The sequence below is a fragment of the Saccharothrix sp. NRRL B-16314 genome (assembly GCF_000716595.1).
In the GTDB taxonomy this organism is placed as follows: Bacteria; Actinomycetota; Actinomycetes; order Mycobacteriales; family Pseudonocardiaceae; genus Actinosynnema.
On sequence record NZ_JNXC01000008.1, the window covers coordinates 203,772 to 218,049 of the forward strand.

14 protein-coding genes are annotated in these 14,278 nt (G+C 71.7%); 8 read left to right on the forward strand and 6 right to left on the reverse strand.

All coding sequences use genetic code 11. From position 1 onward, the window contains the following. Window positions 1-3: 3 nt before the first annotated feature. From OQ02_RS15855 to OQ02_RS15865, 3 genes are all read right to left on the reverse strand, one after another. Window positions 4-1,650 (reverse strand): class I adenylate-forming enzyme family protein, encoded by a 1,647-nt coding sequence (locus tag OQ02_RS15855; RefSeq protein WP_033439157.1) that lies wholly within the window; start codon window positions 1,648-1,650, stop codon window positions 4-6. 213 nt (window positions 1,651-1,863) lie between these two features. Continuing rightward, a complete protein-coding gene (locus OQ02_RS15860) occupies window positions 1,864-2,823 on the reverse strand; it encodes an alpha/beta fold hydrolase (protein WP_033439158.1) in 960 nt (319 codons plus the stop codon). Then, window positions 2,820-3,962, reverse strand: a complete 1,143-nt coding sequence (locus OQ02_RS15865) for a glycosyltransferase (RefSeq protein WP_033439159.1) — start codon at window positions 3,960-3,962, stop codon at window positions 2,820-2,822. The genes OQ02_RS15860 and OQ02_RS15865 overlap by 4 nt, the downstream gene beginning before the upstream one ends. A 117-nt stretch (window positions 3,963-4,079) precedes the next feature. Between OQ02_RS15865 and OQ02_RS15870 the strand changes: the two genes are divergently transcribed. From OQ02_RS15870 to OQ02_RS15880, 3 genes are read left to right on the forward strand one after another with little or no spacing between them, the layout of a single operon-like run. Beyond that, complete coding sequence (locus OQ02_RS15870) at window positions 4,080-4,949, forward strand: 3-oxoacyl-[acyl-carrier-protein] synthase III C-terminal domain-containing protein (protein ID WP_231500052.1); 870 nt, start codon at window positions 4,080-4,082, stop codon at window positions 4,947-4,949. 27 nt (window positions 4,950-4,976) lie between these two features. Continuing rightward, window positions 4,977-5,258: a phosphopantetheine-binding protein gene (locus tag OQ02_RS15875; protein WP_033439161.1), complete on the forward strand. Its 282-nt coding sequence runs from the start codon at window positions 4,977-4,979 to the stop codon at window positions 5,256-5,258. Then, the gene (locus OQ02_RS15880; protein WP_156077068.1) at window positions 5,255-6,034 is read left to right on the forward strand and encodes a 2-hydroxy-acid oxidase; all 780 of its coding nucleotides are present in this window, start codon (window positions 5,255-5,257) and stop codon (window positions 6,032-6,034) included. The genes OQ02_RS15875 and OQ02_RS15880 overlap by 4 nt, the downstream gene beginning before the upstream one ends. Before the next feature lie 76 nt (window positions 6,035-6,110). Here the strand turns inward: OQ02_RS15880 and OQ02_RS15885 are convergent, their stop codons facing one another. The 3 genes from OQ02_RS15885 to OQ02_RS43780 are packed head-to-tail and all read right to left on the reverse strand — an operon-like array spanning window position 6,111 to window position 9,017. Continuing rightward, window positions 6,111-7,532: a condensation domain-containing protein gene (locus OQ02_RS15885; protein WP_051772402.1), complete on the reverse strand. Its 1,422-nt coding sequence runs from the start codon at window positions 7,530-7,532 to the stop codon at window positions 6,111-6,113. Beyond that, the gene (locus OQ02_RS15890; RefSeq protein ID WP_033439162.1) at window positions 7,525-8,760 is read right to left on the reverse strand and encodes a beta-ketoacyl-[acyl-carrier-protein] synthase family protein; all 1,236 of its coding nucleotides are present in this window, start codon (window positions 8,758-8,760) and stop codon (window positions 7,525-7,527) included. Before OQ02_RS15890 ends, OQ02_RS15885 begins: the two co-directional genes overlap by 8 nt. Further along, window positions 8,757-9,017, reverse strand: a complete 261-nt coding sequence (locus OQ02_RS43780) for an acyl carrier protein (RefSeq protein ID WP_033439163.1) — start codon at window positions 9,015-9,017, stop codon at window positions 8,757-8,759. Before OQ02_RS43780 ends, OQ02_RS15890 begins: the two co-directional genes overlap by 4 nt. 128 nt (window positions 9,018-9,145) lie before the next feature. Between OQ02_RS43780 and OQ02_RS15900 the strand changes: the two genes are divergently transcribed. Genes OQ02_RS15900 through OQ02_RS15920 form a run of 5 tightly spaced genes read left to right on the forward strand, consistent with a single transcriptional unit; the run spans window position 9,146 to window position 14,277 of the window. Then, window positions 9,146-10,591 (forward strand): AMP-binding protein, encoded by a 1,446-nt coding sequence (locus OQ02_RS15900; RefSeq protein ID WP_051772366.1) that lies wholly within the window; start codon window positions 9,146-9,148, stop codon window positions 10,589-10,591. Then, window positions 10,582-11,358 carry a hypothetical protein gene (locus OQ02_RS15905; RefSeq protein ID WP_033439164.1) on the forward strand — a complete coding sequence of 259 codons (777 nt, stop codon included), beginning with the start codon at window positions 10,582-10,584 and terminating at the stop codon, window positions 11,356-11,358. Before OQ02_RS15900 ends, OQ02_RS15905 begins: the two co-directional genes overlap by 10 nt. Further along, window positions 11,352-11,873, forward strand: coding sequence for a phosphopantetheine-binding protein (locus OQ02_RS15910; RefSeq protein WP_033439165.1), 522 nt, complete (start codon window positions 11,352-11,354; stop codon window positions 11,871-11,873). The genes OQ02_RS15905 and OQ02_RS15910 overlap by 7 nt, the downstream gene beginning before the upstream one ends. Window positions 11,874-11,875: 2 nt before the next feature. Then, complete coding sequence (locus OQ02_RS40975) at window positions 11,876-13,345, forward strand: AMP-binding protein (RefSeq protein ID WP_051772367.1); 1,470 nt, start codon at window positions 11,876-11,878, stop codon at window positions 13,343-13,345. Then, window positions 13,342-14,277 (forward strand): thioesterase domain-containing protein, encoded by a 936-nt coding sequence (locus tag OQ02_RS15920; protein ID WP_033439166.1) that lies wholly within the window; start codon window positions 13,342-13,344, stop codon window positions 14,275-14,277. Before OQ02_RS40975 ends, OQ02_RS15920 begins: the two co-directional genes overlap by 4 nt. The last annotated feature ends 1 nt before the right edge of the window (window position 14,278 follow it).

Sequence of the window (14,278 nt, forward strand, 5' to 3'; positions counted from 1 at the left end):
GAGCTACCTCCCGTGTGGCGCGTCCGCCAGGACCCGTTGGCGCATCACGAACTTCCGCACCTTCCCGGTCGACCCCACGGCCAGCTGTCCGTCCGGCACCACGCCGACCCGCCGCACCGTGCGAGCCACCGCCTCGCCGAGCGCGGCCCGCACCGCGTCGCCCCGGTCCAGCCCCGGATCGGCCCCGTCGTGCAGCACCAGCAGCACGTCGGTGACCGGGGTGCCGTCGTCCTGCTTCGACGCGAGCACCGTGCAGTCGCGCACGTCCGGACAACGAGCCAGGACGCGCTCCTCGGACAACGCGGTGTAGATCCAGTTGCCGTCGCCGAGGTCGACCGCGTCGTTGGCCCGGTCGAGGTGGTAGAAGTAACCCTCCTCGTCCCGGTACATGAGATCGCCGGTCATGTAATAGCCGTTGAGGCGGCTTCGGTACGTGGCGGTCGAGTCGTTCCAGTAGCCGGGCGCGATCGTCGGCGACTTGAGCCCGCACTGCCCGACCTGGCCGACCGGCACCTCCTCGCCCGTCGTCACGTCCAGCAACGCCACCTCGGCGAACGAGTACGGCTTGCCGACGCACCGGTCGTAGCGGTCGCTGCCGGGCCGGTGGCTGATGGCGAACGCGCTGTGGCCCATCTCGGTCGAGCCGAGCGTGTCGATGAACTTCGAGCCCGGCTCGTCCGCCACGCCGTCCGGGGTCCACACCGGGTGGCTGCCCACCGCGACCAGCTTGCGGATGTGCGCCTCGTGCGCGCAGTCGCCGGTGCTGGACCAGTTGCGCACCGAACTCAGGTCGCGCTTCGACAGGTCGAACCGCGCCAGCTCGGCCCAGGTGATGGCGAAGCCGAACACACCGGTGGGTCGCCAGCGCTCGATCGCGTCCAGCACCACCTCGCCGCTGCGCTCGAACGGCCCGCCCTGCGCGGACAGGCACAGCAGCTCGTAGCCGTTGCACAACGCCTGGTTCACCACGATGATCCCGGCGGCGTGCGCGGCGGGCAGCACGGACATCTCGCGCACCTGGCCGTACGGCCTGGCCTCGGTGAGCCGAACCGCGCGCACGGCGGCGAACAAGCTGTGGTGCGAGTGGACGACCGGCGTCGGCATCCGGGTGGTGCCGGAGGAGTGCGTGATCGCCACGGGATCGTCGCCGTGGTGGCGGTAGGGCGGTGGAGCCTGGTCGGGGTCGCCGGTGCCGGTCTCCGACGCGTCACCCAGGACGGGCACGCCGAGTTCGTGGTCCCGCAACGCCGCGTGGTCGGCGTCGACCAGCACGCCGACACCGCGCAGCCGGCGGACGAACTCCGCGGCGACCTCGATCGGCATGCTGCCGTTCATCAGCGCCGGGATCGCGCCGAGGCGGTTGAGCGCGAAGAAGTTGAGGAACACGTCGGCCGCCGAGGTGACGAACACCGCGACGGGGTCACGTCGGCCGATCCCCCGGCGGGCGAACCAGTCCGCCCGCGCCGCGACCCGTTCGGACAGGTCGCGCAGGGACAGCGGGGTCCACGCGGGTATGCCGTCCACGTCGACGTCGAAGGTCATCCGCGGTGCGTCGAGGTCGGCGCCGTGCTCCACCAGCATGGGCAGCACGTTGCCCGCGCCGACCCGCATGTCCTGCGCCAACGCGGTGCGCAGGTTCGCCCCGCCCATCAGACCTCCGGTTGCAAACGAACGGTGGACCGCAGAACGGTCGCCACCGGGGCGGGTTCCCGCATCGGCGGCAGTGTGGGTTCGGGCGGTGTGAGTGTTCCGCCGACTGCGGCGCCGACCTCAGGTCTCGTGAACCGGGCGAGGGGCGGACGCGGACTCCTACCCAGAGCCTAGGTTCGCGATTCCCCTGTGGCAATAAGACTTTCGGATGCGTCAGCGATCGATTCGGGACCACTTCGGGTCCGCACCGACGCGGGACGGGACTCCACCACCGAGACGGGCGGAGATCGCGGCCCCGATCCGGGCGACCGGCACGGGCAGCAGCATGTGCTCGTGCAGGCAGTCCACTTCCACCACGTCGACCGGTCCGGCCACGTAGTCGTCCCACGAGGCCACCTTCGCCTCGGTGGTCCGCTCGTCCTCGGCGGCGGAGAGGAACAGCACCGGGCAGCGGACCCGGCCGGGGAGGTGGCGTTGTGCCACCGCGAGGTTGTTCCTGATCACGTGCGGCAGGGCGAGCAGCTGGTGGTCCGGCCACTCGTGCAACCCCAAGCCGGGCCGACCGCGGACCACTTCCAGCATGCGGTGCACCGGGTCGGGGTCGTCCGGCTCGACGACGGGCTGGTAGCCGAACTCGCGCAGCACGAAGTCGCACACCAGCCACAGGTTGTCGTCGGCCACGCTGAGGCTGTTCGGCAGGCCGGGCATCGCGTCGCCGATGACGAGCAGGCCGACCTCGTGGCCGCGCCGCTCCAGTTCCTCGGCGATCGCGTGCGCCACGTTGCCGCCGATCGACCACCCGAACAGGTGGTACGGGCCGTGTGGCTGGGTGATCCTGATCCGGTCGGCGAAGTCCCGCGCCAGCTCGGCCATGTCGACCGGCAGTGGTTCCGGCCTGCGCAGCCCGCGCAGCTGCAGGCCGTAAACCGGGTGCTCGGGCGCGAGGTGCGGCAGCAGCGCGAGGTAGCACCAGCTCGCCCCGACCAGCGGCGGCGCGCAGAACAGCGCCGGACCGGCACCGCCTTCCCGCAGCGGCAGCACGAGGTCGAGGACACCGCCCGCGCGGCGGATGTCGGCCCGCCGCTGCCTCGCCCACGCGAACTCCTCGGCCCCCGGCAGCGCCTTGACCCTGGACCCGTCCACCAGACCGTCCTCCTGCTCGCGTGTGGTCACGTGCCGGACGCCAACTCGACCAGGTGGGCCGCCGCCGCCGCGACTCCACCGGCGGCGGCGAACTCCGCGCCGATCCGGCGGGCGTTGCGCCGGTAGTCCGGCTCGTCCAGCACCGCTCGCACCGCGGTGTCCAGCTCGGCCACCGTGACGTCGAGGATGGACACCTCGATGCCCGCGCCCGACCGGGCCACCTGTCGCGCCAGGGCCACCTGCTCGGCCCGGACCGGTGCGACGACCATCGGGACTCCGAAGGTGAGCGCTTCGTTGACCGCGCCCCCGGCGTGGCACACCACCGCGTCCAGCTTCGGCATCAGGTCGAGCATCGGCACCAGCTCCGCGGTGATGGCGTTGTCCGGGAACGACTCCGCGGCGACGCCGGAGGTCACGAAGATCGCCTGCACGTCGTCGGCCATGGGTGCGAGCACCGCAGCGGCCCGGTCGTAGAAGTCGCCGATCATGTGGCCGACCAGCGTGCCGACTGTGACCAGCACGTGCCTGCGGTCCGGATCCCAGAGGTGCCAGGGAAAATCGGGTGCGTTCGGCCTCGTGCCCAGTGCCGCGCCGGTGAGCACGCAGCGGTCCGGCAGCGCGGCGTCTTCCACGAGTCCGGGCGTCATCAGGGCGATCACGAGGTGCGGCGAGAACCGGGGGTCGATCGGCGCGTCGGACAGGCCTGCCATCGCCACCGCCTGCGCCATCTTGTCGGCCAGGTAGTCGTCGAACCCGACGAGGTCGGCCGGCGGGGTCAGCTCCAGCGTGCCGGTGCACAGCGTCGCCCACGGCACGCCGTGCCGGTGCGCCACCAACGCCCCGGCCAGCGCGTACTGCTCGGTGACCACGACGTCCGGCTTGTGCTCCAGCACCGCCTCGTCGACGGGACCGAGGGTGAAGCGGGTGAACGGGATCAGGTACCCGTCCCACATCGCCCGCACGCCGGCCATGCCCGCCTCGTCGTAGCGGCGGTACGCACGTGTACCGGTGGCGTGCACCACCGCGTCCGGACCGACCATCGGGCGCAGCACGTTCTCGGGACCGCACCAGACCACTTCGTGACCCGCGCGGGCGAGTTCCTGCCCGATCGCGAGCATGGGGTAGAGGTGGCCTTGCAACGGCAGTACGACCAGCAGAAACCGCGACACCGCAACATCGTGGCACACATTGACGTTTGCCGGAACGACGTGGTGGGATCCCGAAGTGTGACCGCTCTCGACGCGATGTCGGTGTACACACCGGCTTTTCGCGTTCCCATCGAGGACTTGGCCGATCCGCTCGGCCTGACCGGCATGCAGGTCAGGCTGTTCCGGCGGTTCCACGGGCTCGACCAGGTCCGGTTCGACCCGGACCGGTCGCCGGCCGAGCTGTTGCGCGCCGCCGCCGAAGGGCTCGCCGAGCTGCGCGGGCAGGAGCACCGGGTCCGGTACGTCATCCACGGCCGGGCGATGCCGGTCGTCGTGCCGTACCCGCACAACCCTCTGCACGACGTCTGCCGTCAGCTGGGGCTCGCGCACGCGCTGGCTTTCACCGTCACGCAACAAAGTTGCGCAAGTGGGCTGCTGGCGGTCGAGCTGGCCGGCCGGCTGCTGGCCGGTGACCAGGACGACGACGCGTTGGCGTTGGTGCTGACGGGCGAGAAGGCGTTCACCCGCCACGCGCGGTTGCTGCCGGGCACGTCGTTGTTCGCCGAGGGCGCGTCCGCCTGCCTGGTGAGCGCCAACGGGAAGCGCGACCGGATGCTGTCCTTCGTGTGCGCGCAACGCGGCGAGTTCGACGGCGAGTTCGGCGATCGCGAGGACGAGTTCCAACGCCAGTACCGCCCGTCGCTGGCCGAGGTGATCAACCGGGCGGTCGCCGACGCGGGGCTCGCCCTGGACGACATCCGGTTGGTCCTGCCGCACAACGTCAACGTCGTGACCTGGCAACGGCTGTGCTCGCTCATCGGCTTCCCGGTGCAGCGCGTGCTGCTGTCGAACGTGCCCGACAACGGACACATGTTCTGCACCGACGCGTTCGCCAACTACCGCACCGCCCGGGAGCGCGACCTGCTCCGCGAGGGCGACCACTACCTCGTCGCGACCGTCGGCGCCGGAGCCGGGGCGACGTTCTCCGCGATGGTGTTCCAGCACTGATCCCGCGTTCTCAGCCAGGAGGCCGACATGACCGCACCCGACGCCCAGCTCGACATCGCATTGCGGGACCGCGTGGTCCAAGCCATGACCACCGTCCTCAAGCGGCTGGTCGAGCGCGAAGAACCGATCACCGAGGACATGCACATGGCCGACGAGCTGGGGGTCAGCTCGTCGCTGGGGTTGGAGCTGCTGCTGGAGGTCGAGGACCAGCTCGGCATCCAGATCGACGTGGAGCGGATGCGCCCGGACGAGTTGCTGACCGTCGGCGAGCTGGCCACGTTCATCGCCGGTCACAGCCGGCCCTGGTGATGCGCCTGGTCCGCGCCGGGCGCCGGGCTTTCACCGGGAACGCCGACGTCCTCGCCGACGACGAGCACCGCGCGCAGGTGACCGACTACTTCGCGGACCTGGCCCGGCCGTTCGGCCTCGCACCCGTCGCGGGCCTGTCCGGTCACTCCTACGGCGAGATGGCCGGGGCGTTGGTGGCGGAGGTCGTGCCCGCGACGGAGCCGGTCGACCTGTTGGTGCTGGCGTTCTCCATCCACGACGTGTGGCCGGGCCGGGCAACCGCGACCTACCTCAGCCACCTCTGCCCCGGCACGCCGATGTCGTTCGCCCTCTGCGACCAGGGCAGCGCGTCGCCGTTCACCGGCCTGCGCGTCATGCGGGACTACGGCGTGCGGCGGGCGCTGCTGGTCGTGGTCGAGCAGGCTTCGCTGCCCTACGAGTCGACGGCCGCGACGCCGTTGGAACACCGGGGCGTGGCGATGCTGTACGAGGACGGGACGGGCAGTCGGGTGACCGATGTCCGCCAGTACCCCGACGTGGCACCGGAAGCCGTGCCGGGGTCGGCTTTGCTCGCGGTGGCCGAGCTGTCGGCCGGTCACCCCGGCGTGCGGGTCGTGCTGAGCGATTCGCTCGCCGCGGTGTGGCCGGACCGGCCGGACCACACGCGGGCGCAGGCCGGGCAGCCCACCACCGGGGTGTGGTGGCACCTGGCCGAAGCGCAAGAAGGCTCAGTGCTGGTCGGCGACTACGACCCGGAACTGCGCTACCTCTGCTTCGCCGTGGTGGCGGCCTCGTAGTCCTCGACCGAGGACGTGGTGGGGCACCGGCACAACTCGCCGACCACAGTGGACGGACGGACCGGAGCCCTGGTCGTCACCGCGGCGCGGCGGCGGTGACGGCCGGCCGCGGGCGCGCCCCGGTCGGCACGTCCGAGTGGAACGCGGCTTCGATGGCCACCTCTTCCACCGCGTGCAGCATCGCTTCCACCTGCTCCGCGGGGAACGCGTCGATGTCGGTGACCATCTGGAGGTACACGGTGTCCGGGTGGTCCTCGATGTTGACGAACAGCTGGTCGGTCCACCGGTACACGAACTTGTTCCACTTGAGGTACGTCTCGGGCAGCGTGGCCCGGATCTCGTCCTCCGTCGCGGCAGGGGCGCTTTCCACCGCGTCGGCCCGGGTCCTGGTGCTGAACCGCCGATCGTTGACCCGGCAGGTGATCCGGGCCGGGTAGCCGCGTTCGGCGTCCAGGCGCGCGGTCAGCTCCTCCAACTGGTCGGGGTCGTAGTAGGCGTGCATCAACGCCGACGTCGTGGTCCGGCGGGCCTGCGCGATCACGTCGTCGACCGTGCCGTCGAGGTCGAGGGTGAGCACGGCGTTCTGGACCACCGAGCCGATGACGTCGGCCAGCCCTGGTCGGTACCGGTTGCCCGCGGCCAGGTGCAGGGTCAGGGGGTTGACGCCGGTGGTCCGGGCGATCGCGATGGCGATCACCGCGAGCAGCACCCGTCCGGTGTCCGTCCGGGTCCGCCGGGCGATCTCGACCACGGCCAAGTAGGCGGCCCGCGACTGGAACCGCACGTTGCGGCACCGCTGCCCCGCCTCGTAGTCCGGCACCCCCGGACCGCCGAACGTCAACGGCGGCAGCGACCGGAGGTGGTTCTCCCAGTGGCGCATCGCCCGCTCGCTGACCCGCTGCATCCGAGGCGTCGACTCCAGCCGCGCGAGGTCGGCCAGCCGCACCGCGTCCGGGTCCACCGGTCGCCCGGCCAGCTCGCCGAGGTCCAGGTCGGTCATGAGCAGCAACGCGCCCACGCCGTCGGTGACCATGTGGGCGAGCGTGAGCACCATGTACACCGCTTTGCCCCGGTGCTGCATCACGCCCATGCGCAGCGGCCACGGTGTGTGCTGTTCGAGCGGGATCGCCATCCACTTGAGCCACAGCTTGTTGCCGTGGTCGACGGCGTCCTGGCGGTCGAGGTGGTCGGCGAAGGTCATGACCTCCAGCTCGATCTCCCCGGACGCGTGCACCACCTGGCACGGCTTGCCGTCGTCGTCGGTGCCGAACCGGGTCCGCAGCGCGGGGTGCTTGCTCATGAGCCGGCCCAGGCGGTCGGCGACGTCGGAGACGGTCAGGCCCTCCGGCAGGTAGTGCGCACCGCTGATGTTGTACGTCCAGTCGCTGTTGCGCATCTCCTGGAGCAGCGTCTTCTGGCCCCAGCTCAGCGGTGCGGTCCCCGCGCCCGGACCGGAGAACGGCACGGCGACCCGGTCGTGGACGATCTGGTCATCCATCGGCACTCCCGAAGATCACGCTCACGTTGTGGCCACCGAAGCCGAACGAGTTGGACATGACCGCGTCGACCCGGGCCGCCGCCGCCTCACCACGCACGTGGTTGAGGTCGCAGGCCGGGTCGGGGTCGTCCAGGTTGTGGGTCGGTGGGAGAAGTCCCTTGCGCATGGCCGTGATGGCGATCGAAGCCTCGACCACACCGGACGCACCGAGCATGTGCCCGGTGACACCCTTGGTCGAGCTGACCGGTGGCATGGCGTCGCCGAACACACCCCGGATCGCCGTCGCCTCGGCGGTGTCGCCCGCCTTCGTGCCGGTGCCGTGCGCGTTGAGGTAGCCGATGTCGCCTGTGGTCAGTCCGGCATCCCGAAGTGCGATCCGCATGCTCTCCGCCGCGCTGGCACCGTCCGGCCGGGGCGTGGTCGGGTGGTGCGCGTCGCTCGTCGCGCCCCAGCCGAGCACGTCGGCGCGCACCACGGCACCGCGCGCCCGCGCGAAGTCGGCCCGCTCCAGCACCAGCACACCGGCGCCCTCACCGAGCACGAAACCGTTGCGACGCCGGTCGAACGGGCGACTCGCGGTGGTCGGATCGGACCAGCCGCGGGCCAGCGCGAGGGCGTTGCCGAAGGCGTCGGCGAACGTCGGGAACAGCGGCGCCTCGGTGCACCCGCAGACCACCACGTCCGCTTCGCCCGACCGGAGGATGCGCATCGCTTCACCGATGGACTGACCGCCGGCGGCGCAAGCCGTGCCGGACGACGACGTGTAGCCCCGGATGCCGAACTTGATGGCGACCCGTGCCGCCGCCATGTTGGGCAGCACGCCGGGCAGCAGGAACGGGCTGACGCCCAGGCGACCGCGCCGGGAACGCTCGACCGCCTGGTCCGCGAGCGTCGCGAGTCCACCGACCCCGGAGAGCACGACCGCGACGCGGTAGGGGTCGACGTCCCGGCCGATCTCGATCCCGGCGTCGGCCAACGCGTCGCCCGCGGCCCTCACGGCCATCACGATCGAGCGGTCGACCACCCGCGCTTCCTTCGGCGGTATAACGCTTTCCGGGTCGATGAACGGACCGATCGCGGCCACGTCGACCACACCGTGCAGCGGGTGGTCCTCCGGCGGGCGCACGAGCCCGGACCGACCGGCGCAGACCGCCGCGAAGACCTCGTCGACCGCGGTGCCGACCGGGCTGACCAGACCGATCCCCGTCACGGCAACGCTTGCGCTCACGTCGCGGTGGCGATCCGCGCGCGCCGAGCCACCTCGGCGCAGAACTCCCCGACCGTCATGGCGGCGAAGTGCTCGGCCTCGTCCTCGAGGAACCGGACGCCGAAGTGGTCCTCCACCCGGAGCGCGAGCTCGGCCATGGCGAGCGATTCGAGGTCTGCGCCGGCCGGGCCCAGCACCGTGTCGTCGTCCATGTCGGCGGTGCTGTACTTCATGACCTTCAACGACTCGAAAAGGAACTGGCGGATCTCGGCGTTCATGGGCGGCGCTTCCCCTCTCCGGGAGGTCAACCGGAATCTGCACCACGGGGGTGGAAGTCGTCAAGCACAAGCACAACACCGAATACGGGCTATGGACCGGTTCCCGAACAGACCGCAGAATGTGCGCCATGCCCTTGGCGACGCTGGATCTCGTGACGCACGAAGAGGTGTCGCCGAGGTCCCCCGCCCTCCACCTCGTCGGTGGTCGGACGCTGTCCTACGGCGACCTGGCCGCCCTGGTCGGCGAGGTCGAGCGATCCCTGCGCCACGACACCAAGGCGTTGGTGCTGTGCGCGGGCGACCGCGACCTGCCCACGGTGCTGGCCTATTTGGCTGCGCTGAGGCTCGGCCACGCGGTCGCATTCATGCCCGCTTCGGCTGAGGTCCTGTCGGCGTACCAACCGGAATTCGTCGTACCGGGTCCCGGTGGCGGGTCGGATTTGACCGATTTCGGCTACGTGCCGGGCGAACCGGCGGGAGGTTCACCGGTCCTCCGCAGGCGTTCGGCGCAACCGGCGTGCGACATCTTCCCGGACACCGCACTGCTGCTGTCGACTTCCGGAACGACGGGGAGCCCCAAAGCGGTCCGGCTCTCCTACGACGGTGTGGCCGACAACGCCGAAGCCATCGCGCGGGTCTTGCACATCACCGCCGCGGAACGCGCACCGACGACTCTTCCCATCACGCACGCATATGGACTATCGGTGCTCAACAGTCATCTGCGGTCCGGCGCCGGCATCGTGCTGAGCGACCGGAATCCGCTCTCCCTGGCCATGTGGGACCACCTGACCAGGGCGGGCGCCACGTCGTTCGCCGCCGTGCCGACGACCTACGCGGCGTTCGGCCCAGCGCACCTGAACCTGTTGGAGCGCACGGAGATCCGCACGATGACGCAGTCCGGCGCGCGGATGCCCGATGAGCTGACCATGCGGTTGGTGCGGATGATGGAACGGCGGCAGGGCCGGTTCTTCCCGATGTACGGCCAGACCGAGGCCACCTCGCGCATCGCCTGCCTCGACCCGACCGACCTCCCGGACCGCCTCGGCTCGGTCGGTTCGGCGGTGCCCGGCGGCGTCATCACCATCGCACCCAGCGAAGCGCACGACCGGGCCGCACCCGGCGAGGGCGCCGTGCACTACCGCGGTCCGGGCGTGATGCTCGGCTACGCGACCGGTCGCGACGACCTGCGCCGAGGCCCCGAGGTGGACGTGCTGGACACGGGTGACCTCGGGTACCTGCGCGACGGCTACCTCTACCTGACCGGCCGCACCAAGCGGATCGTCAAGGTGCTCGGCGTCCGCACGAGCCTGGACGACCTGGAGCGCGTGGTCGAGCGGTCCGACCACCCGTCCGCCGTGGTCTGCGGTGACGACGACGTGGTGTACCTGTTCGGCGCGGGCGACCCGACCGTGCACGAGCAGCAGCGGCGGCAACTGGCCGAGGCGCTGGGGGTGCCGAGCCGGCACGTGGCGGTCCGCCACGTCGACCGCCTGCCCCACACGTCCGGCGGCAAGATCGACTACCGGGCGTTGACGACGGCAGTGGACACCCAGGAGGTCGGGCAGTGGAACTGACGCACTGGCGACAGCTGTCCGACCGCGGACCGGACCTCGTGCTGTGCCTGGACTTCCCCGGTGGCCGGGCCACGGCCGGGTTCGCCGACCTGGCGGCCGGTGTGCCGGTGGACGCCTGCTTCCTGCACCTCGACCAGCCCCGCTCGGGGCCGCTCGACGCGTGCGTCGGCCGCTGGGTGGCGGACGCGGCGGCCACCGGCCGACCGGTGCGCGCGGTGCTGGGGTACTGCGCCGGGTCGTCGCTGGCCACCTGCGTCGCCGACGCCGTCGCCAAGTCCGCACCGGCCCCGGTGACCCTGCTCTTCGACGCCGAGGCGACCACCGCCGGCTCGCTGTCCCACCAGTTCACGTCCACGCTGGAGACGTCCGGGGACCACGTGACCGCCGAGGAGCTGGACGGCGCGCGTGCCCTGGCGGACGGGCTGGTCGAGGCGCACCCGGACGACCTGCCCCGCATCGCCGCCGCCCTGGTCGACCGGTACGACGCGGTGATGGGCGAGGTCGCCGCGCGGCTGTCGCTCAACCAGTTCTTCCGCGAGCAGCTGACCGGCGGGTTCACCGCCTACGTGGAGTACATGCTGCTGGCCGCCCAGGGCCGGTTCGACACGCGCTCCGGGACGCCGTTGTTCGTGTCCTCCAGGGAACACGAGCCACCCGTGGACGGCGCGCGGCACGTCGTGCTGGACGTGGACCACACCGACCTGCTGCGAGATCCCGCAGTGCACGATCTCGTCGCCGAACTGCTGACAGGAGAGCGCCCGTGCTGAACGTGGCCGAGATAGCCGACGTCCTGACCGCGCACCCCGGTGTGAGCCGGGCCGGGGTCGCCGTCGTGCGCCACGACGGGCGTGACGTCACGATCGCCGCCGTCGAGCTGACCGAGTACCTGAGCGGGCCGGTGTTGCGCAACCACGTGCGGCAACAGCTCGGCGAGGACTGCGGGCTCAACGGCGTGCTCGTCGTCGACCGGCTCCCGGTGGCGGACGGCGCGGTGGACGGCGCGGTGGACGCCGAGCAGCTGGCGGCGGCCGTCGCGGACGGCCGGTGCACCCTGTTCGAGGACCCGCGCGACGATGTCGAGCGGCGGGTGGCGGCGATCTGGTCGGCGCTGATGGACGTGCGGCCGGTCGGCGCGACCGACGACTTCCTGGAGCTGGGTGGCGACTCGCTGTCGGCGCTGGGCATCATCGCGGCCCTCGAAGCGGAGTTCGACCGGCCGCTGGACGTGTACGAGTTCATGACCGCGTCCAGCGTCCGGCGGCTGGCCGAGATGCTGCGGTAGCGATGACCCTCTCCGTGCACCGGCGGATCGCCGACATCGCCCGCGCCGAACCCGGTCGGGCGGCCCTGATCGGGTTCGACGCCGACCTGGCCGAGCAGACCCTGTCGTGGGGGGAACTCGCCGAGTCGGTGCAGGACGCGGTCGGCGCGCTGAGGGCGGCGCTCGACCCGGACGTGCCGTCGTGCGTCGTCGTGGAGGCGGCCAACACCCTGGCCGCGGCGACCGGCATCGCGGCGGCGCTCGCGGCCGAGGTGCCCGTCTTCCCGCTGAACCCGGCCACCCCCTCGGCCGAGCGCGACGTCCTGTTCGGACTGCTCGGCCGCCACTACGGACACGTCCACCTGGTGGACGCCGGGAACCGGCCGGGGCCGGCGATCGTGTCGGCCACGCCGCCGTCGACCCGGGGCGGCGTCGCGGCCTACCTGCTGGCGACGGGCGCGAGCACGGGCGTGCCGAAGATCTCGGCGCGACCGGGGCCGCTGCGCTACGACCCCGCGCGGACGCCGTCGCTGGTGATCCGGCAGACCGGGTGGCGGGCCGGCCAGCGGCAGCTCATCGTCGGCCCGCTGTACCACGCGGCGCCGTTCACCGCGTTCGTGGACGCGCTGCTGGACCTCAACACCGTTGTGCTGCAGCCGTTCTTCGCCGCGCAGTGGACCGTCGACCTGGTGCGGCAGCGCCGCATCGAGTGGGTGCAGCTGACGCCGACGCACATGCGCGAGATCCTGATGACCGCCGACGCGGACCCGGCGGCCTTCGACAGCCTGCGTGCGCTCCTGCACACCGCGGCCTCCTGCGACGCGGACACCAAGCGCGGGTGGATCGACCTGCTCGGACCCGAGCGGGTCTTCGAGCTGTACGGCGCGACCGAGGGCATCGGCGTGACGCTGGCCCGCGGCGACGAGTGGCTGGCCCGGCCTGGAACGGTCGGGCGCGGTGTCCTGACCCAGCTCCGCGTCCTGGGCGACACCGGCGCACCGGTCGCGCCCGGGGAGGTCGGCACCGTCTTCATGCGCACCCCCCAGCGGGTCGGTCGCTCCGACTACCTCAACGACCAGGTCGTCCGCACCACCCCGGACGGGTTCGCCACGGTGGGCGACCGCGGCAGGCTCGACCGCGACGGCTACCTCTACCTCGAACCCCGCGACCACGGCACGATCAACGTGGGCGGCGAGAAGGTCGACCCGAACGAGGTCGAGTCCGCGTTGCTGGCCCACCCCGCGGTGGCCGACGCCGTCGCGCTGGCCGTGCCGCACCACACCCTCGGGTCGGTGGTCGGCGTGCAGGTGGTGCTGCGACCCGAGGTGAGCGTCCGCAAGGCCGAACTCGCCGCCCACTGCGGTCGGCGGCTGGCCGGCTACAAGATCCCGAAGCAGTTCACGTTCGTCGACCGAATCCCCCGCTCCGCGGCCGGGAAGATCCAACGCTGGCGGCTCGCCGCCGATCACGAGGGCGGTGCACCCACACGATGAACCCGACCGTGGACGACGTGCTCGACACCGGCTACCGGCACCCCCGCGACCCGGTGGAGCTGTGGCTGGCACGGCAGTGGCAGGAGGTCATCGGGTTCGCCGTCGGCATCCGGGAGAACTTCTTCGAGCTGGGCGGCAACTCGCTGGACGCCGCCCGGGTCGTCAACGCCGTGTTCGAGGAACTGGGCGTCCAGCTGCCCCTGAACGTGATGACCGAGCACCCGACCGTTGAAGGCCTCGCCGCCCGGCTGCGCGACCACAACGGACAGTTGTCCGACCCGCTGGTCCTGATCCAGCGCGGCGACGGGACCAGTCCCCCGTTGTTCCTGGTCCACCCGGCCAACGGGCAGGTCGGTCCGTACGCCGGGCTCGCCCAGGCGCTGGGCGAGGACTCCACCGTGTTCGGGCTCCAGGCGGCCGGGCTCTACTCGGACGTCGACCCGGTCGCCTCGGTGCAGGCCATGGCACACACCTACGTCGAGGCCGTCCGCGCGGCCCGACCGACCGGCCCCTACCTGCTCGGCGGCTGTTCGACCGGCGCGGCGGTCGCCCACGAGATGGCCGCGCGGCTCACCGAGGACGGCGCCGAGGTGCGGTTGCTGGCCCTGGTCGACGCCGAACTGCTGGACGTCGGCCCCCGGTTCGACCAGCCGCCCGGTGACCTGGTCGCGGTCCTGGACCGGTGGAAGGAACTCGACCTCGTGCCTTCGGACGCGACCCCCGAGTTCGTCCGGCGTTCGGCGCGCGTGTGGCAGGCCAACGAGGACGCCGTCCGCACCTGGGAACCCCGGCCTTACTCCGGTCCGCTCGACGTCTTCCGCAGCCCCTCGGGCGACCGGCCGGCGTTCGCGGACTGGCCGTCGGCGACGACGCGCGAGCACACGCCGCAGGACGGGGACGTGGCCGGCGCGCTGCGCGGGTTGGTCGGCTGAC

Bases quoted from the DNA above. Each gene is read 5' to 3' on its own strand.
- OQ02_RS15920 (WP_033439166.1), top strand. From the start codon at position 13,342: ATGAACCCGACCGTGGACGACGTGCTCGACACCGGCTACCGGCACCCC.
- OQ02_RS40975 (WP_051772367.1), top strand. From the start codon at position 11,876: ATGACCCTCTCCGTGCACCGGCGGATCGCCGACATCGCCCGCGCCGAA.
- OQ02_RS43780 (WP_033439163.1), bottom strand. From the start codon at position 9,017: ATGAACGCCGAGATCCGCCAGTTCCTTTTCGAGTCGTTGAAGGTCATG.
- OQ02_RS15900 (WP_051772366.1), top strand. From the start codon at position 9,146: ATGCCCTTGGCGACGCTGGATCTCGTGACGCACGAAGAGGTGTCGCCG.
- OQ02_RS15855 (WP_033439157.1), bottom strand. From the start codon at position 1,650: ATGGGCGGGGCGAACCTGCGCACCGCGTTGGCGCAGGACATGCGGGTC.
- OQ02_RS15875 (WP_033439161.1), top strand. From the start codon at position 4,977: ATGACCGCACCCGACGCCCAGCTCGACATCGCATTGCGGGACCGCGTG.
- OQ02_RS15885 (WP_051772402.1), bottom strand. From the start codon at position 7,532: ATGGATGACCAGATCGTCCACGACCGGGTCGCCGTGCCGTTCTCCGGT.